General features: G+C 56.6%; 19 protein-coding genes. 1 reads left to right on the forward strand and 18 read right to left on the reverse strand.

The annotated features are described in order from the left end of the window. Nucleotides 1-61: 61 nt before the first annotated feature. The 18 genes from ACJJIF_RS14870 to rpmH form a co-directional block, all read right to left on the reverse strand. The gene (locus tag ACJJIF_RS14870) at nucleotides 62-481 is read right to left on the reverse strand and encodes a F0F1 ATP synthase subunit epsilon (protein ID WP_444929112.1); all 420 of its coding nucleotides are present in this window, start codon (nucleotides 479-481) and stop codon (nucleotides 62-64) included. An 18-nt stretch (nucleotides 482-499) separates the two neighbouring features. Beyond that, nucleotides 500-1903 (reverse strand): F0F1 ATP synthase subunit beta, encoded by a 1404-nt coding sequence (atpD, locus tag ACJJIF_RS14875; RefSeq protein WP_444929113.1) that lies wholly within the window; start codon nucleotides 1901-1903, stop codon nucleotides 500-502. Between the two features lie 59 nt (nucleotides 1904-1962). Then, complete coding sequence (atpG, locus tag ACJJIF_RS14880; RefSeq protein ID WP_108735089.1) at nucleotides 1963-2823, reverse strand: F0F1 ATP synthase subunit gamma; 861 nt, start codon at nucleotides 2821-2823, stop codon at nucleotides 1963-1965. 77 nt (nucleotides 2824-2900) lie between these two features. After that, nucleotides 2901-4445, reverse strand: a complete 1545-nt coding sequence (gene atpA / locus ACJJIF_RS14885; RefSeq protein WP_444929114.1) for a F0F1 ATP synthase subunit alpha — start codon at nucleotides 4443-4445, stop codon at nucleotides 2901-2903. A 48-nt stretch (nucleotides 4446-4493) separates the two neighbouring features. Continuing rightward, nucleotides 4494-5030 (reverse strand): F0F1 ATP synthase subunit delta, encoded by a 537-nt coding sequence (locus ACJJIF_RS14890; protein WP_444929115.1) that lies wholly within the window; start codon nucleotides 5028-5030, stop codon nucleotides 4494-4496. A 12-nt stretch (nucleotides 5031-5042) separates the two neighbouring features. Continuing rightward, the gene (locus ACJJIF_RS14895; protein WP_444929116.1) at nucleotides 5043-5513 is read right to left on the reverse strand and encodes a F0F1 ATP synthase subunit B; all 471 of its coding nucleotides are present in this window, start codon (nucleotides 5511-5513) and stop codon (nucleotides 5043-5045) included. 52 nt (nucleotides 5514-5565) lie between these two features. Continuing rightward, entirely contained in the window at nucleotides 5566-5811 is a 246-nt protein-coding gene (atpE, locus tag ACJJIF_RS14900) for a F0F1 ATP synthase subunit C (RefSeq protein WP_444929117.1), read from the reverse strand. A 59-nt stretch (nucleotides 5812-5870) separates the two neighbouring features. Next, nucleotides 5871-6797, reverse strand: a complete 927-nt coding sequence (gene atpB / locus ACJJIF_RS14905) for a F0F1 ATP synthase subunit A (RefSeq protein ID WP_444929118.1) — start codon at nucleotides 6795-6797, stop codon at nucleotides 5871-5873. 49 nt (nucleotides 6798-6846) lie between these two features. Continuing rightward, nucleotides 6847-7209 (reverse strand): ATP synthase subunit I, encoded by a 363-nt coding sequence (locus tag ACJJIF_RS14910; protein ID WP_444929119.1) that lies wholly within the window; start codon nucleotides 7207-7209, stop codon nucleotides 6847-6849. Between the two features lie 202 nt (nucleotides 7210-7411). Continuing rightward, complete coding sequence (locus tag ACJJIF_RS14915) at nucleotides 7412-8308, reverse strand: ParB/RepB/Spo0J family partition protein (RefSeq protein WP_444929120.1); 897 nt, start codon at nucleotides 8306-8308, stop codon at nucleotides 7412-7414. Nucleotides 8309-8320: 12 nt separating this feature from the next. Beyond that, entirely contained in the window at nucleotides 8321-9130 is an 810-nt protein-coding gene (locus ACJJIF_RS14920; protein ID WP_444929121.1) for a ParA family protein, read from the reverse strand. A gap of 124 nt (nucleotides 9131-9254) precedes the next feature. Continuing rightward, nucleotides 9255-9899 (reverse strand): 16S rRNA (guanine(527)-N(7))-methyltransferase RsmG, encoded by a 645-nt coding sequence (rsmG, locus tag ACJJIF_RS14925; protein ID WP_444929122.1) that lies wholly within the window; start codon nucleotides 9897-9899, stop codon nucleotides 9255-9257. An 86-nt stretch (nucleotides 9900-9985) separates the two neighbouring features. Next, nucleotides 9986-11875: a tRNA uridine-5-carboxymethylaminomethyl(34) synthesis enzyme MnmG gene (gene mnmG / locus ACJJIF_RS14930; protein WP_444929123.1), complete on the reverse strand. Its 1890-nt coding sequence runs from the start codon at nucleotides 11873-11875 to the stop codon at nucleotides 9986-9988. Nucleotides 11876-12739: 864 nt separating this feature from the next. Continuing rightward, complete coding sequence (gene mnmE / locus ACJJIF_RS14935) at nucleotides 12740-14116, reverse strand: tRNA uridine-5-carboxymethylaminomethyl(34) synthesis GTPase MnmE (protein ID WP_444929124.1); 1377 nt, start codon at nucleotides 14114-14116, stop codon at nucleotides 12740-12742. Between the two features lie 80 nt (nucleotides 14117-14196). After that, nucleotides 14197-15867: a membrane protein insertase YidC gene (gene yidC, locus ACJJIF_RS14940; protein ID WP_444929125.1), complete on the reverse strand. Its 1671-nt coding sequence runs from the start codon at nucleotides 15865-15867 to the stop codon at nucleotides 14197-14199. A gap of 8 nt (nucleotides 15868-15875) precedes the next feature. Beyond that, nucleotides 15876-16109 (reverse strand): membrane protein insertion efficiency factor YidD, encoded by a 234-nt coding sequence (yidD, locus tag ACJJIF_RS14945; protein WP_444929126.1) that lies wholly within the window; start codon nucleotides 16107-16109, stop codon nucleotides 15876-15878. Then, the gene (gene rnpA / locus ACJJIF_RS14950) at nucleotides 16106-16492 is read right to left on the reverse strand and encodes a ribonuclease P protein component (protein WP_444929127.1); all 387 of its coding nucleotides are present in this window, start codon (nucleotides 16490-16492) and stop codon (nucleotides 16106-16108) included. The genes yidD and rnpA overlap by 4 nt, the downstream gene beginning before the upstream one ends. Nucleotides 16493-16521: 29 nt before the next feature. Further along, nucleotides 16522-16656, reverse strand: coding sequence for a 50S ribosomal protein L34 (gene rpmH, locus ACJJIF_RS14955; protein WP_020413885.1), 135 nt, complete (start codon nucleotides 16654-16656; stop codon nucleotides 16522-16524). Between the two features lie 505 nt (nucleotides 16657-17161). Between rpmH and dnaA the strand changes: the two genes are divergently transcribed. Then, nucleotides 17162-18805: a chromosomal replication initiator protein DnaA gene (dnaA, locus tag ACJJIF_RS14960; RefSeq protein ID WP_444929128.1), complete on the forward strand. Its 1644-nt coding sequence runs from the start codon at nucleotides 17162-17164 to the stop codon at nucleotides 18803-18805. Nucleotides 18806-18814 lie beyond the last annotated feature (9 nt).

Genomic DNA, 18814 nt, shown 5'->3' on the forward strand with positions numbered 1-18814 from the left:
AGCAGCCGAAGCTGCTTTTTTTATCGCCTGGAAACAGGCCTTACGAGAAGGTAAGAACTGCTTACTTACCGGCCGCCTTGCGGATTGCCTGCATGGTACGCAGACGCGCTTCGGCTTCGGCCAGCTGGGCTGAGATGCGCGCGTAGTCGACGTCAGACGGCGCCTTGTGCAGGGCGTGTTCCGCTTCTTCGCGGGCCTTCTGCGCAGCTTCTTCGTCGATCTCACGTTCGGCTACATCGGCGAGGATAGTCACCATATTAGGCTGTACCTCGGCGTAGCCACCGCTGACGAACAGTACTTCCTCTTCACCACCGGGCTTGATGATGCGCACCGGACCGGCTTTCAGAGCGGTGAGCAACTGAGCGTGACCGTAGGAGAGACCCAGCTCACCCTCGATACCACTCACAATCACCATCTCTACCAGTCCGGAGAAGAGAGACTGCTCGGCGCTGACAATGTCACAATGTACTGTCATGGCCATAGTATATGCCTCTCTCGATTAGCCCTTGGCTTTGTTGGCTTTTTCCACAGCTTCGTCGATGGTTCCCACCATGTAGAAGGCCTGTTCCGGCATGTGGTCATATTCACCGCCCAGGATGCCCTGGAAGCCACGGATGGTTTCTTTCAGGGAAACGTATTTACCTGGTGCACCGGTGAAGATTTCCGCAACGTGGAACGGCTGGGACAGGAAACGCTCGATCTTACGCGCGCGGGCTACGGTCTGCTTGTCTTCTTCAGACAGTTCGTCCATACCCAGAATCGCGATGATGTCCTTCAGCTCTTTGTAGCGCTGCAGTACAGACTGTACGCCGCGAGCCACTTCGTAGTGCTCCTGACCGATTACCTGCGGGTCCAGCTGACGAGAGGTGGAGTCCAGCGGGTCAACAGCCGGGTAGATACCTTTAGCGGCGATATCACGGCTCAGTACTACGGTGGAGTCCAAGTGCGCGAAGGTGGTCGCCGGAGACGGGTCAGTCAAGTCATCCGCCGGTACGTATACCGCCTGGATAGAGGTGATAGAACCGGTCTTGGTGGAGGTAATACGCTCCTGCAGAACGCCCATCTCTTCCGCCAGGGTCGGCTGGTAACCTACCGCAGAAGGCATACGGCCCAACAGTGCGGATACTTCGGTACCGGCCAGGGTGTAGCGGTAGATGTTGTCGACGAACAGCAGTACGTCTTTGCCTTCATCACGGAATTTCTCCGCCATGGTCAGGCCGGTCAGGGCTACACGCAGACGGTTGCCGGGCGGCTCATTCATCTGACCGTAAACCATCGCCACTTTGGAGTTGGCTTTGTTTTCCAAGTCTACAACTTTGGATTCAGCCATCTCGTAGTAGAAGTCGTTACCTTCACGGGTACGCTCACCAACACCTGCGAACACGGACAGACCGGAGTGCTCGGTTGCGATGTTGTTGATCAGTTCCATCATGTTTACGGTTTTACCTACACCGGCACCACCGAACAGACCAACCTTACCACCCTTGGCGAACGGGCAAACCAGGTCGATTACCTTAATGCCGGTTTCCAGCAGTTCGGTAGAGCTGGACTGCTCTTCGTAGGTCGGCGCAGCGCGGTGGATAGAGGAGCGCTCTTTCTCACCGATAGGGCCACACTCGTCAATCGGGTTGCCGAGTACGTCCATGATGCGACCGAGGGTTTCCAGGCCAACCGGTACGGAAACCGGAGCGCCAGTATTGCGCACGGGCAGACCGCGGCTGATACCTTCGGATGAACCCATGGCAATAGCGCGTACCACGCCGTCACCCAACTGCTGCTGCACTTCCATGGTGAGGTTCTTGTCCTCAACCACCAGTGCGTCGTATACATTCGGAACAGAATCGCGTGGGAATTCCACGTCGATGACCGCTCCGATCACTTGCACAATTTGCCCGTTACTCATTTCCGGATCCTCAGCTTTAAATTCTTTCTAGGCTGACCATTACTGGTAGGGGCAGCGGATTAAACCGCCGCCGCACCGCCGACAATTTCGGACAGTTCCTGGGTAATGGCCGCCTGGCGCGCCTTGTTGTAGACAAGCTGCAACTGATCGATCAGCTCACCGGCGTTATCGGTGGCGCTCTTCATCGCGATCATACGCGCTGCCTGTTCACAGGCTTTGTTTTCAACTACTGCCTGGTATACCTGGGACTCGATATAGCGAGCCAGCAATCCATCCAGCAATTCAACCGGATCCGGCTCGTAGAGGTAGTCCCACTCGTGCATGAGTTTTTCATCTTCGTCCTTTGGCAGCGGCAGCAGTTGCTCAACCTGCGGCTTCTGGGACATGGTGTTGATAAACTCATTGGATACCAGGAACAGGCGATCGATATCGCCTTGTGCGTAACGGTCCAGCATTACTTTTACTGAGCCAATCAGCTGGTTGGCCTGGGGCGCATCGCCCAGATCGCGCACCGCTGCGACAACCTTGCTGCCGATGGCATTAAAGAAACTGGCCGCCTTGTTACCTACCGCGCAGACTTCGACGTCGACCCCTTTCTCGGACCACGCCTGCATCTCGCGAATAGCGGCTTTGAACATATTGACGTTCAGGCCACCACAGAGTCCGCGGTCAGTGGATACCAGGATAAAACCGACCCGCTTGGCCTCGCGCTCTTGCAGGTAAATATGCTGGTACTCGGCCGAAGCGTTGGCGACGTGGCCGATCACTGCGCGTATGCGCTGGGCGTAGGGACGCCCCAGTGCCATGCGATCCTGAGCCCTGCGCATCTTACTGGCTGCAACCATTTCCATTGCGGCAGTAATTTTCTGCGTGCTCTTGATGCTGGCAATTTTTGTGCGTACTTCTTTTCCGCCTGCCATAGTGATTTACCTTGTTCGCTGGAAGTTAGATTCCGAAAGAGCGGACACGCCGCTCTCTCGCGCTCTCCAGGGAGTTCTTACCAGCTGCTAGTAGCGACGAACTTCTCGATAGCGGCTTTGAAAGCTGCGTCGATTTCGTCGTTGTAGTTACCAGTCGCGTTCACTTTCTCCATCAGCTCTGCGTGTTCGCTGTTCATATAAGCGAGCAGGGCGGCTTCGAAATCGAGAACCTTGGCAACTTCTACTTCTTTCAGGTAACCCTTGTCGGCGGCGTAAACGGAAACAGCCATGTCCGCGATAGACAGCGGAGAGTACTGCTTCTGCTTCATCAGCTCGGTTACGCGCTCACCGTGGTCCAGCTGGGCCTTGGTAGCTTCGTCCAGGTCAGAGGCAAACTGGGAGAATGCCGCCAGCTCGCGGTACTGAGCCAGTGCGGTACGAATACCACCGGACAGCTTCTTGATCACCTTGGTCTGCGCTGCACCACCTACACGGGATACGGAGATACCCGGGTTGATCGCAGGGCGGATACCGGAGTTGAACAGATCGGTCTCGAGGAAGATCTGGCCATCGGTAATGGAAATCACGTTGGTCGGTACGAACGCGGATACGTCACCGGCCTGGGTTTCGATGATCGGCAGGGCGGTCAGAGAGCCGGTCTTGCCTTTCACTTCACCGTTGGTGAACTTCTCTACGTAGTCGGCGTTTACACGCGCGGCGCGCTCCAGCAGACGGGAGTGCAAGTAGAAAACGTCACCGGGGTAGGCTTCACGTCCAGGCGGACGCTTCAGCAGCAGGGAGATCTGACGGTAGGCCCAAGCCTGCTTGGTCAGGTCATCGTATACGATCAGGGCGTCTTCACCGCGGTCGCGGAAGTACTCACCCATGGTACAGCCGACGTAGGGAGCCAGGAACTGCATCGCTGCCGGATCGGCGGCGCCAGCGGCGACTACGATGGTGTGCTCCATAGCGCCGTGCTCTTCGAGCTTGCGCACTACGTTGGCAATAGAGGACTGCTTCTGGCCCACGGCAACGTAGACACACTTAACGCCGGTGCCTTTCTGGTTGATGATGGCGTCGATCGCCACAGCAGTCTTACCGATCTGACGGTCGCCGATGATCAGCTCACGCTGGCCACGGCCGATCGGGATCATGGTATCAACCGCTTTCAAACCAGTTTGTACAGGCTGGTCAACGGACTGACGGGCGATAACGCCGGGCGCTACCTTTTCTACCGCGTCGGTCAGTTTGTTGTTCAGCGGGCCCTTGCCGTCGATCGGATTACCCAGCGCGTCTACAACGCGGCCGAGCAGTTCCGGACCAACCGGGGTTTCCAGGATACGGCCGGTGCAACGACATTTCTGGCCTTCTGCCAGAGTCTTGTAGTCGCCCAGGATTACAGCACCAACGGAGTCGCGCTCCAGGTTCAGCGCCATACCGTAAACGCCGCCTTCGAACTCGATCATCTCGCCGTACATCACATCGGCCAGGCCGTGAATGCGGATGATACCGTCGGATACGGAAACAATGGTGCCCTCATTTTGGGCTTCAGTGCTCACATCGAGATTTTCGATGCGGCTCTTGATGATTTCACTGATCTCAGAGGGATTCAGTTGCTGCATGCTCTGTTCCTCAAGTCCCCGCCGACTAACGCCGATGGGGAGAGTAATTTAGGAGTTCATCGCCTCGGCGAGCTTGGCCAGACGGCCGCGTACGGTACCGTCGATGACTGTATCACCGGCGCGGATGATCGCGCCGCCCAGCAGGCTCTCGTCCACCGAGCTGTGCAGATGTATTTCGCGTTCAAACTTCGCGCTGAGCTTCTCACCCAGCGCTTGCGCCTGTGCATCGCTCAAGGCGTGCGCGGAAACAACTTCCACCTCGAGGGTGGCTTCCGCTTGCGCTTTCAGCTCTTCGAACAATTCGGAAATTTCCGGCAGCAGCTGCAGGCGGTTGTTTTCCGCCAGCAACCGGATGAAGTTCCTTCCGTGCTCGCCGAGCTCGTCTGAACAGATCGACAGGAATTTATCTGCGCGCTCTTCACTGGTGAGCTGGGGGTTATCCAGCAGCTCACGCACTTTTTCGTTCTGGCTGACCGCTGCCGCAGTATCCAGCGCAGTGCTCCAACCACTTAAGTGGTTGGCATCCTGCGCATAGGAGAATGCGGCTTTAGCGTAGGGCCGGGCCAGTGTGCTGAGTTCCGCCATGGGGTTCCTCGCTTACAGCTCGGCTGCCAGTTTATCGATCAGGTCGTCGTGCGCCTTAGCGTCGATATTGACCGCGAGAATCTTCTCCGCACCCAGGACAGACAGGTCTGCCACACGGCTGCGCAGTTGCTCTTTAGCGCGATTCACTTCCTGGTCGATCTCAGCTTTGGCCGCAGCTTTCAGGCGATCGCCTTCAGACTGTGCCGCTTGCTTGGCTTCGTCGAGAATCTGATTGGCGCGCTTGTTGGCACCATCGATAATCTCGCTCGCCTGATCTTTGGCTTCTTTCAACTGCTCGGCAGCTTTACGCTTGGCCAGTTCCAGATCTTTCTGCGCGTGTTCGGCGTCAGCGAGACCATCTGCGATCTTCTGCTCACGCTCTTTCATCACGCCCAAAAGCGGCGGCCAAACAAACTTCCAGCAAAACCAGACGAAAAACAGGAAAGTAATCGACTGGCCGATTAGAGTCAGGTTGATATTCACACCGACACCTCTTGCTCTTTAAATAGGGTTAAGGGCAATTGGAACGACGTAATTAAGCCATACCAGGAGCTACGGCGAAGATCAGGTACATAGCGATACCAACACCGATCATCGGAACCGCGTCAAGCAGACCAGCCATCAGGAACATTTTGCCCTGCAGAGCCGGAGCCTGTTCAGGCTGACGAGCGGAACCTTCCAGCAGCTTGCCACCCAGAGTACCGAAACCGATAGCGGTGCCCAGGGCGCCCAGACCGATCAGCAGTGCACTTGCGATGTAAACCAGACCTAATGCTTCCATTGTGTTCTCCAAATCAAAGTTAAAGAGTTGTTGTAAAGGTTGAAAAAAGGGTTAAAAACTTATTGATCGTGCTCGTGTTCATCGTCGCGATGGTGCGCCATCGCCATGTACACAGTGCTCAATACCATAAATACGAACGCCTGCAGCACGATAACCAGTACGTGGAAGATCGCCCAGCCCATGTGCAGGAGGCCCGCACCGATAAAGCCGAGAACGCCAACGCCAAAGACAATCGCGATCAGGATAAAGATCATTTCACCGGCGTAGAGGTTTCCGAACAGACGCAGGCCCAGGGAGATCGGCTTGGCGATCAGGGATACCGCTTCCAGCAGGAAGTTGACCGGGATCAGCAGGATGTCAAAGTACAGTTTGCCGGTATGGAAAGGGTGCAAAGTCAGCTCTTTAAGGAAGCCGATGGCACCTTTTTCGCGAATACTGAAGAAAATCATCAGCGCGAACACCGCCAACGCCATACCCAGGGTCGCGTTGGGGTCGGTGGTCGGAACCACTTTAAAGAAGAGGTGATCGTTGCCGGAGATCTTCGCGGCCGCCATCGGCAACCAGTCCACCGGTACCAGATCCATCAGGTTCATCAGGAATACCCACACAAAGATGGTCAGGGCCATCGGGGCAACCATGGTGTTGCGGTGGGGGAAGGTTTCCTTAACCAACTTGTCGATAAAGTCGACAACCAGCTCCACAAAGCTCTGAAAGCCTGTGGGTTTACCGACACTGGCCTTTTTGGCTGCGCGGGCAAACAGAAAACAGAAAATCAGACCGAGGCCGATAGACCAGCCCAGGGTATCTACGTGCAGGGCCCAAAAGCCCATGTCCGCAGCTTCCTGAGAGGAATGCGCCATAGTCCAAGTAGACTCATTCAGCACAGAGCCATCGGCGCGGGTATACCCGGCCGGCAGCTTGCCGTAAGTCATGTTTTGCAGGTGGTGTTGGATATACCCCGTCGCGGTTTGAGCTTCGCCTGCCATAGTTCCTCAACAATCGTAAAAGTAAGAATTCTTTTTTCTTATCCACCGGCTAGCGGACCATACGCGCTACCAAAATCCACTGCACGATTACACAGAGGACGTAGCTGATAAAAAGCGCTGCGGCATTCAGTGGTTTGACGGTGGCAAACACCGTCGCAAAACCTGCCATGGTCAATATAAATTTGCCGGTTTCCGCGCGGTAGAAGTTGCCTACCACGCGATGGGCCGCGCGCGCACCGCCGTTGCGAAAGGCGCGCCTGCCAAAATATGCTCCGGGCAGCGCACACAGGGCGCCGCCGATCAGTACGGAGAGCGCCGTCACCGGTTTGCCATTCAAGTGCAGTACCGCACTGGCCACCGATACCAGCAGAAGCTGTACCGCGGCGATTCGTAATACCGGGGGTTTTGTCATAGACGGGATAAGCCGACTTTTTTTGCGCTGTCCGCCCAAAATTTGGGCGTGCGAATTATGCGGCAACAGCATCGCCGATTCAACCGGCAAATGTCGTCAACCTATTTGATTTTCAGGAGATTTTGCACGGAATTACTCCGCGCAGTGAGTCTTCGCCAACAGTTATTGCGCGCGCCACTAGGACGCGCATTTCTCTGTGGGCTCAGTCTTCGGCGTAACCGAGGTGGGCGAGAATTCCATCCAACTCTTCCAGGGTGGTGTATTTGAGCACCAGGCGGCCGCTGCCCTTGTCGTTGTGATCGATAGACACGGGCACACCGACTTTCTCTGCCAGGCGCTCAGTTAGGCGGCGAATATTGGGGTCGGGCTTGGGTTTTTCCGGGGCGGGAGCCGCCGGTTGTTGCAGGCGACGCACCAGCGCCTCAGTCTGGCGTACGGTGAGACTGCGCTCGACCACCTGGCGCGCGGCAGAGCGCTGGGTGGCACCGGAGAGACCCAGCAGGGCCTTGGCGTGTCCCAGCTCCAGATCACCGCGCTCGAGAAAGGTGCGCACCTCTTCGCTGAGATTCAAAAGGCGCAGCAGGTTGGTTACTGCGGTGCGGGATTTGCCCACCGCGTCGGCCACTTCCTGCTGGGTCAGCTTGAATTCATCCTGTAAACGCTTGAGGGCTACAGCTTCCTCTACCGGATTCAGGTCTTCGCGCTGAATATTTTCGATCAGCGCCATGGCGATGGCGGCTTCATCGGAGACGCTGCGCACCAGTGTCGGCACTTTATCCAGTCCCGCCAGCTGGGCGGCGCGCCAGCGCCGCTCACCGGCGATAATTTCATAGCTCTGTTCGCCAACAGGGCGCACCACGATCGGTTGCATAATGCCCTGGGCGCGAATTGAGTCCGCCAGCTCCTGTAGGGATTCCTGTGGAAAATCCCGGCGCGGCTGGTAGCGGCCGCGCTGTAAAAACTCGATCGGCAATTCTTTTAGCTCGCCGTCGACTGTGCGGGTTTCAGCCTCAGCGGTGACCTCGGCGATCGCGGTGCTGGCATTATTGCTGATCAGGTGGGATAGCCCCCGGCCCAGTCCTTTGCGTTTTGTGGCCATCGTAATTCCCCCTTATACGGCTTCCGCCAGAGGGCGGTTTTTCTTGTTGGAAGATTGGCTGGCGGGATGGCGGCGATTGATTTCACAAGCCAGGGCCAGGTAGGCAATTGCCCCTTTCGAGTGGCGGTCGTAGTCCAGTGCCGGCTTGCCGAAACTGGGGGCCTCCGCCAGGCGCACATTGCGCGGAATACAAGTGCGGTACAGGCGCTCGCCAAAATACTCCTGCAACTGCGCCGACACTTCGCTGGTGAGGCTGTTGCGCGGATCGTACATAGTGCGCAGTATGCCTTCGATTTTCAGATCCGGATTGGCGGCCTGCTGGATCTGAGTGATGGTGTCCACCAGAGCCGACAGCCCCTCCAGGGCGTAGTACTCGCACTGCATGGGAATCAATACGCCATTCGCCGCGCAGAGGGCGTTTACCGTCAGCATATTCAGCGATGGCGGGCAGTCGATAATCACGTAGTCGTAGCGATTGCTCACCGCCGCCAGGGCGCGGTGCAGACGGGATTCGCGCCCCTCCAGGTTTAGCAATTCCACCTCGGCCGCAGACAGGTCACCGTTGCCGGGAATCAAATCAAAACCGCTGTCTGTGGATACAATGGCCTGCTCCACCGGCAGTTCAGCGGCGAGCACATCGTAACCGGACACCTCCAGGTCACTTTTATCCACACCGCTGCCCATGGTGGCATTGCCCTGGGGGTCCAGGTCAATCAGCAATACGCGCCGCTTGTTGGCAACCAAAGATGCGGCCAGGTTGACGCAGGTAGTGGTCTTGCCCACCCCGCCTTTCTGGTTGGCCACAGCAAATATCTTGCTCAAGGTTCTTGTCCTTTGTTGTTTCCGGGTGCGTTGCCCCGACGCCGGCTCGGCTTCGGGCGGCGGCTGTTGTGCCCCTGGATATGGGGCTGAATTGTGCGGGCGGCAGGCCCGCACAACTGTCATCTTATGCTGTGCGACAGAGCTGAATCATATGGCGTTCACCGTCGCAGCCGGGCACCGACAAACGGTGCACCTGCTCGACCTTAATGCCTTTTGGCAGAGCGCTCAACTCATCCTCTGGCAACTTGCCCTTCATGGCATAAAAACGACCGCCGGGTGCCAACATATGCTCACTGCCATTGACCATATCCTCGATAGAGGCAAAAGCGCGGGACACTACGCCGGCAAAAGGCTGCTCCGGCACAAAGGCTTCCACCCGCTTATTGATGACAGTGATATTGGGCAGGGGCAGGCTACTGGCCACCTGGAACAGGAAGCGGGTCTTCTTGCCATTGCTGTCGAGCAGGGTGATGGCGCGCTCCGGGTGCACAATCGCCAGGGGAATCCCCGGCAGGCCACCACCGCTGCCCACATCGATTAACGACCCCTCGCCACAGAGATTTACCACACTGAGGCTGTCGATAATATGGCGCTCCAGCATCTGCTCTGGGTCGCGGATGGCCGACAAGTTGTAAGCACTGTTCCAGCGGGCGAAAAGCGCCAGGTATTCCAGTAACTGATCCTGCTGGCGCTCGCTGAGTGCCACCGACATCTGTGCCACCGACATCTGTGCCGCCGCCTCTAACAGGCGCGGACGAAACTGTTCCATTGAGTGAGAAATGGGTCTATCCCCCGGTAGTCCCGCGAAATTCACATCCCCGCAGGGCCTCGCGGGATACCCTGTGGAAAACCGATTTATACCGCTTTTTTGCGCTTGAGCAGCCCGCGCTTTTTCAACTGGATCAACAGCAGGGATATGGACGCGGGCGTGACCCCCGGTATCCGCGAGGCCCGCGCCAGGGTATCCGGGCGGGTCTCTCCCAGTTTTTGCTTAACCTCATTGGACAGACCAGAAATATCGCTGTAGTCGAAGTCCGCCGGGATCGGGGTATCTTCGTAGGCCTGCAAGCGCTCGATTTCCTCGCGCTGGCGATCGATATAGCCGGCGTACTTGGCCGAAATTTCCACTTGTTCGGCAACCTGCTCGTCGGTTACCGCTTCCCCTTTGAGGCCCGCCACATCCCGATAGCCCAGTTCCGGGCGGCGCAATAGGTCCATCAGGCTGTACTCCCGCGCCAACGGCTGCGGCAATTTGCTTTCTACACAGGCGGCCTGGGGCGTCTTTGGGTGCACCCAGGTATCTTGCAGTCGCTGGGTTTCCCGGGCGATCGCCTCGCGCTTTTCACTGAACGCGGCCCAGCGGGTATCGTCGACCAGGCCCAATTCGCGACCTTTTTCGGTCAGGCGCAGGTCAGCATTGTCCTCTCGGAGCAGCAGGCGATATTCCGCGCGGCTGGTAAACATGCGGTAGGGCTCTTTGGTACCACTGGTGATCAAATCATCCACAAGCACACCCAGGTAGGCCTCATCCCGACGTGGGGACCAGGCTTCGCGCTCCTGGGCCTGTAGGGCGGCATTGGCGCCGGCCAGGAGCCCCTGGGCGGCTGCTTCCTCGTAGCCGGTGGTGCCATTGATCTGGCCGGCAAAGTAGAGCCCCTGGATAAATTTGGTTTGCAGGGAGGGCAGGAGATCGCGCGGGTCGAAGAAATCGTACTCAATCGCATAGCCCGGGCGGGTGATATGCGCCTTTTCAAAGCCCTTGATGGAGTGCACCAGCTCAATCTGCACGTCGAAGGGCAGACTGGTGGAAATACCATTGGGGTACAGCTCGTTGGTGGTCAGCCCTTCCGGCTCGATAAACACCTGGTGGCTGTCTTTGTCCGCAAAGCGGTGCACCTTGTCCTCGATGGAGGGACAGTAGCGCGGGCCTATGCCCTCAATCACGCCGGAGTACATGGGCGAGCGGTCGAGCCCGCCCTGGATAATTTCGTGGGTGCGGGCATTGGTGTGGGTAATCCAACAGCAGACCTGGCGCGGGTGTTGATCGCGGCTGCCTAGGTAGGACATCACCGGTGTGGGGCTATCTCCCCACTGTTCCTCCAGCTCGCTGAAATCTACTGAGCGGGCATCAATACGGGGAGGGGTGCCGGTTTTCAGACGGTCGACGCGGAAAGGCAGTTCGCGCAGACGATCCGCCAGGGCAATCGAGGGCGGATCTCCCGCGCGGCCGCCGGCATGGTTATCCAGGCCAATATGGATGCGGCCACCGAGGAAAGTCCCGGCGGTCAGCACTACGGTCTTGGCGCGAAAGCGCACTCCGGCATTGGTGACAACGCCGACAACCCGTTCGCCTTCAACAATCAGATCATCTGCCGCTTGCTGGAAGATCTGCAGGTTTTCCTGCCCCTCCAGAATGGAGCGGATCGCAGCGCGATACAGGGCTCTATCGGCCTGGGCGCGAGTTGCCCTAACAGCCGGGCCTTTGCGGGCATTGAGAACGCGAAACTGGATGCCGCCCAAATCAGTGGCGGTGGCCATGGCACCACCGAGGGCATCGACTTCCTTCACCAGGTGACTCTTACCGATGCCACCGATGGCCGGATTACAGGACATTTGTCCGAGCGTCTCGATATTGTGAGTCAGCAGTAGTGTGGAAGCCCCCATACGCGCGGCTGCCAATGAGGCTTCGGTACCTGCGTGGCCTCCGCCGATCACGATTACATCATAGGTTTTAGGGAATTCCATAATGGCTGCTACTGGTTACAACTGAGGGCGCACATTTTATAGGCAGTGGGTAGCTGTCAGCAATTAGCAGTCTGCATATTCCTGAACACTCGCCTGTAGTAAGGATTTGAACTGACCAGTTTTATCTTTATCAGGTTAATGACTTGCTAAGTGACCTTTTGGATGAAAGCAATTTTGTGATCAGTCTTAAGTTTATATAGATAAATTAAATTATGTCTTATAGAGAGTATTTACTTTAGTTATTTCTATTAGGGCGCCCCGAATCCTGTATAAAAACAAAAAACCTTTACAAATCAATAAGTTACAGCAATGAAAAAGGGGGCAATAACCCCTTGGCCCGAGGGGGAGCAACCCTGGTAGAGCGCTGTGGACAGCCGGGACAACTTTGCGCGCCTAGCTGTGGCGGCAAAGTTATCATCATAGCATTCGTTGTTTACACAGGTGCTTATCCCCTCTTTTACCCACACTTGGTAATTTCAAGTCCTCGTTTGTGTGCAGTTGGTAATAACAGCTGGGGGCTAGCTGTGAGTAAACGTGGATATTGTATAAGTCTGTGAATTTCTCCACTCAATTTATGTGGGTTATCGGTGATAGAAGCCTGTGAAAAGATATCCACGGGAAATCCCCGTGGACATGTATAACTTTAGGGGAGGGAAATTTTATGGCGCCGGGTTTTCCAGCAAGTTTTTAGCGGTTTTTTTTAATAAGTAGGGGAAAGGATGGGGACTAAATTTTCAAACACTGAAAATCGGGGTTAAGCCTGTGCACAAGGCGTGGGAAATATGTTGGGAAGGGGGGAATGGAGAGGTGAGGGAGGATAAAGTGGCCTCCCCCTTGGGATAACTTTAGTGGCTGGGCGGGGATTTATTTGCCGATACAAAAGCTGCCGAAGATTTTGCCGAGTAACTCATCGGCGCTAACGGTACCGGTAATTTCTCCCAGGGCCTGTTGGGCCTGGCGCAAGTCTTCGGCGAGTAACTCACCTGCGCCACTGGCGTGAAGTTGTTGCTGACCCTGCTGTATAAAGGCTTGCGCGCGGCCGAGTGCATCCAGGTGTCGGCGCCTGGCACTGAATGTTCCCTCGCCGGCACCACTGAAGCCCATACTCTGTTTTAAATGCTCTTTTAAAGCATCGAGTCCGGCGCCAGTTTTTGCACTGATGGCAATGACCGGTACGCCTTCGGTATGTGCCTGAAGTCCGGCGCTGTAGTCGGTGAGGTCGATCTTGTTCAGAACCAGGGTTAGCTTGTTGAGATCTCTCAGCTGACGGGTAAATTCTGGCCAAACTTGTGTGGGGTCCAGGGAGTGGAGCTGTTCCGCATCCATAACCAGCAATACGCGGTCAGCGCTGTGGATTTCTTCCCAGGCACGCTCAATACCGATTTGCTCGACTTTATCCGGGGCGTCTCTCAACCCGGCGGTATCGGCAAATTGAAGTGGCATGCCGTCGATATGAATATGTTCGCGCAAAATATCCCGAGTGGTACCGGCAATATCGGTGACAATGGCGGCATCGTGACCAGCCAGTGTGTTTAGCAGGCTGGACTTGCCCGCATTGGGGCGGCCAGCGATTGCCACCCGCATTCCCTCGCGCATTATGGCGCCCTGGCGCGCCTGTGCTTCCACACCGACCATCTGTGCCAGTAGGGTCTCTATATCGGCCGCCACTTTACCGTCCGCCAAAAAGTCGATCTCTTCCTCGGGGAAGTCGATAGCCGCTTCTACATAGATGCGCAGGTGGGTGAGGCTCTCCACCAGGTCTTCGATTTTCTCGGAAAAAGCGCCCTGAAGTGAACGCATGGCATTGCGCGCTGCCTGGGCACTGCCGGCGTCGATCAAATCGGCGATTGCTTCGGCCTGGGTCAAATCCATTTTATCGTTGAGGAAAGCCCGCTCGGAAAATTCACCGGGCCGGGCTTGGCGAGCGCCTAATTCGATCGTGGCTTGCAGTAATTGATCGAGGATCACCGGGCCGCCGTGCCCCTGAAGCTCCACCACATCCTCTCCGGTAAAGGAGTTGGGACCGGGAAAATAGAGTGCGAGTCCCTGGTCGATCAACTGTTCTCGGTGGGTAAAATTTCGGTAGTGGGCAGAGCGGGGCTGCAGAGGTTTGTCCCCACAGATTTGTTGGGCAATTTGCAGGGCGCTTGTGCCCGATAGGCGGATAACGCCGATACCGCCGCGTCCGGGCGCGGTGGCAACAGCGGCAATAGTGTCGCGATTGAGGCTTTGTTGTGTCATCGGCTGAGTTTACTCGACAGAACGGAAAAGGGCCGCATTTGCGGCCCTTGTTTATTTTGCTGTGAACTGATCAGTACGGATTAGTACTTACCGGCGTCCACCTGCTTATTGATATACCAGGTTTGCGCAATGGTGATCAGGTTGTTGGCAATCCAGTACAGAACCAGACCCGCCGGGAACCACAGGAAGAATACGGTCATCATTACCGGCATCAACTGCATGATGCGGGCCTGGGTCGGATCGGGGGGAGTCGGGTTCAGCTTTTGCATAAACCACATAGACAGGCCCATCAGTACCGGCAGGATAAAGAAGGGGTCCTTCGCCGACAGGTCTTGAATCCAGAAAATCCACGGCGCGTGGCGCAGTTCCACGGTTTCGGTAAGCATCCAGTAGAGCGCGATAAACACCGGCATCTGCAATAGGATCGGCAGGCAGCCGCCCATCGGATTGATCTTCTCGCGGCGGTAGAGCTTCATAGTCTCTTCCGCCAGCTTCTGCCGGTTACCCTTGTACTGCTCCTGCAGTTTCTTCATCTGCGGTGCAAATTTGCGCATGCGCGCCATGGACTTGGTGCCGGCAGCGGACAGGGGCAGCAGTAGGGTCTTGATAAATACGGTGAGCAGGATAATCGCCCAGCCCCAGTTGCTGACAATATGCTCCTGGATAAAGTGCAGGACACCGAACAGGGGCTTGGCGATCCACCAGAGCCAGCCGTAATCCACGGTCAGGTCGAGGCCGGGAGAGATCTCTTCCAGTCGGTAGACGTCCTTGGGGCCGGCGTAGAAAGAAGCGCTCAGCTCGCCCTGGGTGGCTGCGGGAATTTGTACCGGCGGTGCGGTAAAGCCCATGCGGAAGAGATCGTTGGACAGCTCTCTTAATTCAAAGGTATTGCGCTCATCCTGAGACGGCACCCAGGCACTGATAAAGTAGTGCTGCACCATGGCTACCCAGCCACCCTGGAGGGTTTCGCGGGTGGGGTTCTCGGCGATCTCGTCGAAATCCTGCTTGAAGTAATTCTTCTCGTTGGTGCGTATGGCGGCGCCGAGGAAGGGCGACATGCCGAAACCCGTGTCGGTGATGGGCTCGCTGGTATCGCGCTTAATCTGTCCAAACATGGCGGCAGACCAGGGTTTATCACTGGTGTTATCCACCAGGTAGGCCACCTGGATCAGGTAGTCTCCGCGCGTGAAGGTGAAGCGCTTGGTGATATTGGCGCCGTTCTGGTGCAGAGTCAGGTCCACTATCAGGGTCTCGTCGCCCTCAACCATCGCGTACTCGGTTTTTTCCACCTTGAATAGGGGGCGGCCGGCGGCGCTGTCGGTACCGTTTTTACCGATAAGACCACTCTGGGCGATATAGGTGTGGTTGCGGGTCTGATTCAACAGAATCAGGGGCTGATCCGGGGTATCCAGCTTTTCCTGGTAGTTGCGCAGTGCCACTTTGACGATGTCACCGCCGCGAGGATTGATTAACAGGTCAAAGACATCGGTGGTAACACTGATCAGCTTGTTCTCAAGGACACTTGCTTCGCTGGACGCGGGCACTTGGGAGTGAAGCTGGGGAACATCACTGTCGCCGCTGCTAGCAGTGATTTCGGTGGGAATTTGGCTGCTTGTTGCGCCGCCCGTTTGCACGACGGTTTCGCGGTCGAGCACAGGAGCGTGCTGCTCTTGAAATGCATTCCACTGGAAGATAAGTGCCAGGAGAACTGCGAGAATTCCACCGAGCAGCGTGTAGCGTTGCCAATCCATCTTAATACCTAGAGCGTGTTCTTGTGTCTGCTGGGGGGGACAGGGTCCAGTCCACCAGGGTGCCAGGGGTGGCATTTTATAAGGCGGCGCAGAGTTAAATAACCCCCTTTTACCACTCCGTGGGTTTTAATAGCCTCTTCGGAGTAGCGGGAACAGGTGGGGTAGAAGCGACATTGGTTGCCTACCCAGGGGCTGGCCAGGTAGCGGTATACATGGATCAGTTTGATCAGTATCCACTTCATGATCGAGGTTGCGGCTGTCGCGCCCGCTTGGCCAGTTTGCGCCAGAGTTTATTCAGTATTTTTGCCAGCTCGGCCTTATCCAGATCTGCGACCCCGGGGCGCGCCAGAACCACGGCATCCAGCGGCGGCAAATCGTATTGCTGCAGGCGGAAGGTTTCCCGGGTTATACGCTTGATTTGATTGCGGTCGGAGGCGTTGCGTACATGCTTTTTGGCAATAACGAGACCGAGTCGCGGGTGTTCCAAGGAGTTGGGACGGGCGAGGATCAACAGATGAGGGTGTGCGGCACGCACCTGGTTTTCATTGAATACCAAGCGATACTGCGCCGCATTGAGCAGGCGCAGCGTCTTGGCAAATCCGAAGCTGCTGCGCACCTGCTGCATAAAGAGATATCTCTAAAAGAAAAGAGATCTTATGCAGACAGTACTTTGCGGCCTTTAGCGCGACGGCGGGCCAGGATCTTGCGGCCGTTTTTAGTTGCCATGCGAGCGCGGAAACCGTGAGTGCGCTTGCGCTTCAAGTTGCTTGGTTGAAATGTGCGTTTCATAGTCTTGCTACCTGAGACTTTGTGTTCAAAATTTCTCGGGACCTTTCCCGGCCGCGGCCTGGACTCCGGTCCGGCACAGAGCCGGTGCAGACGGAGCTACGCGCTGCGAAGGCGGCGGATTGTATAGAAAGCCAGCAGTGAAAGCAACGGACAGAGGAGTGAAATTCTCTTTGTCGATGCACGAGCTGGTATCTATGGGATCAACTCAACAAGTCTTTGAGCCATCAGGGGTATCTCTGGATGCCCACCTATTGGCCCCAAGATATCCACAGCCTCCTGTGGATATCTATGGCGATCTTCCCCTTGATTCTGTCTAATTATTGTGCAAAAACTCGACTACATGGACTTTTTCACTGAGTTTTTTCAACAGATGCGGCCTTTCTTGTGGATAACCTGATAATGGAAAGGTATACTGCGCCGATCTTATTTGACGGCCTCGGGTGATTCCCACCCGGTTCTGCCGTTTCTCCTTGGTCTTACCGTTTTGGGGTTTTTGGGGGGTTTCTTGACTGAATCCGTATGGAAGCAATGCGCGAGCTGTTTACAGGACGAACTGCCATCTCAGCAGTTTAATACCTGGATCAGGCCGTTGCGCGTCAATCCCGTCAGTGCGGAGGGCGAGCTGCGCCTGATCGCGCCGAACCGCTTTGTGTTGGACTGGGTTGGCGATAAATTCCTGCACCGTATTCGCGAGTTGGTGCAACAGTTTGCACCGGGGCGACCGCTGCAAGTGGCGCTAGAAATCACTGCTCGCCGACCGGCCCGCTTTCAGCGCAGCCGGGTAATGAATGAAGCTCCGCCAGTAACGTCGCATGTGCATTCGGCGCCAACTGCAGCTGCAGCGCCGCCCCCGTCACCACCGCCGGTGCAGCCAGCAGTGACGCCGCCGCCGGTATCTGTGCCGCCGGTTGCCAGTACAGCGCCTCCAGTGACTGCGTCGGTGGGGGGCGGATTTGGTGCTGCCAGGGCGGTGCCGCACCCCGCTGTGGCGGAGGAGGTAACCGCTGAGCAGATGACCACGGGTGAACTGGCGCTTACAGAGCTGCGCCCACCGGCGATGAATGGTATGGCGCGCTCTATACCGGAGCAACCGGCCAGGCAAGTCGAGGTAGAGGGGGCGATCAAGCACGGCAGCTCCCTCAATCGGAACTTTACCTTCAAGTCCTTTGTCGAGGGTAAATCCAACCAGCTGGGCCTCGCTGCGGCACAGCAAATTTCTGACAATCCCGGCGGTGCCTATAACCCCCTCTTTATATACGGGGGCGTGGGACTGGGGAAAACTCACTTGATGCACGCCGTGGGCAATGCGCTACTGGAGCGCAACCCCAACGCCAAGGTGGTGTATTTGCACTCCGAGCGCTTTGTGGCGGATATGGTTAAGGCATTGCAGCTCAATGCAATTAGCGACTTTAAGCGCTATTACCGCTCTGTAGATGCCCTGTTGATTGACGATATCCAGTTCTTTGCCGGTAAGGAGCGCTCTCAGGAGGAGTTTTTCCACACCTTTAATGCTCTGTTGGAGGGGGGTCAACAGATTATTTTGACCTGTGACCGCTACCCGAAAGAGATCGACGGCTTGGAAGAGCGCTTGAAATCCCGCTTCGGCTGGGGATTGACGGTGGCGGTAGAGCCGCCGGAACTCGAGACCCGGGTAGCCATTTTGATGAAGAAAGCCGAGCAGGTCGGTGTGGACTTACCGCACGACTCCGCTTTCTTTATCGCCCAGCGTATTCGCTCCAATGTACGTGAACTTGAGGGCGCACTGCGCCGCGTAATCGCCAATGCGCAATTTACCGGTCGCGCTATTGACGACGTCCTGGTGCGCGAAGCGCTAAAAGACCTGCTGGCCCTACAGGATCGGCTGGTCAGTGTGGATAATATTCAGCGGGTTGTCGCTGAATACTACAAAATTAAGGTGGCGGATTTGCTCTCCAAGCGGCGCAGCCGCTCGGTGGCCCGCCCCCGCCAAGTCGCCATGTCCCTGGCCAAGGAGCTGACCAATCACAGCTTGCCGGAGATCGGCGATGCCTTCGGTGGCCGCGACCATACAACAGTGCTACATGCCTGCCGCAAAATTCGCGAGTTGCAGGAGTCCGATGCGGATATCCGCGAGGACGTTAAGCTGCTGACGCGGTCGCTGACCACTTAATCGAATAAC

The organism is Microbulbifer regidiadema (SeqCode) (assembly GCF_052467605.1).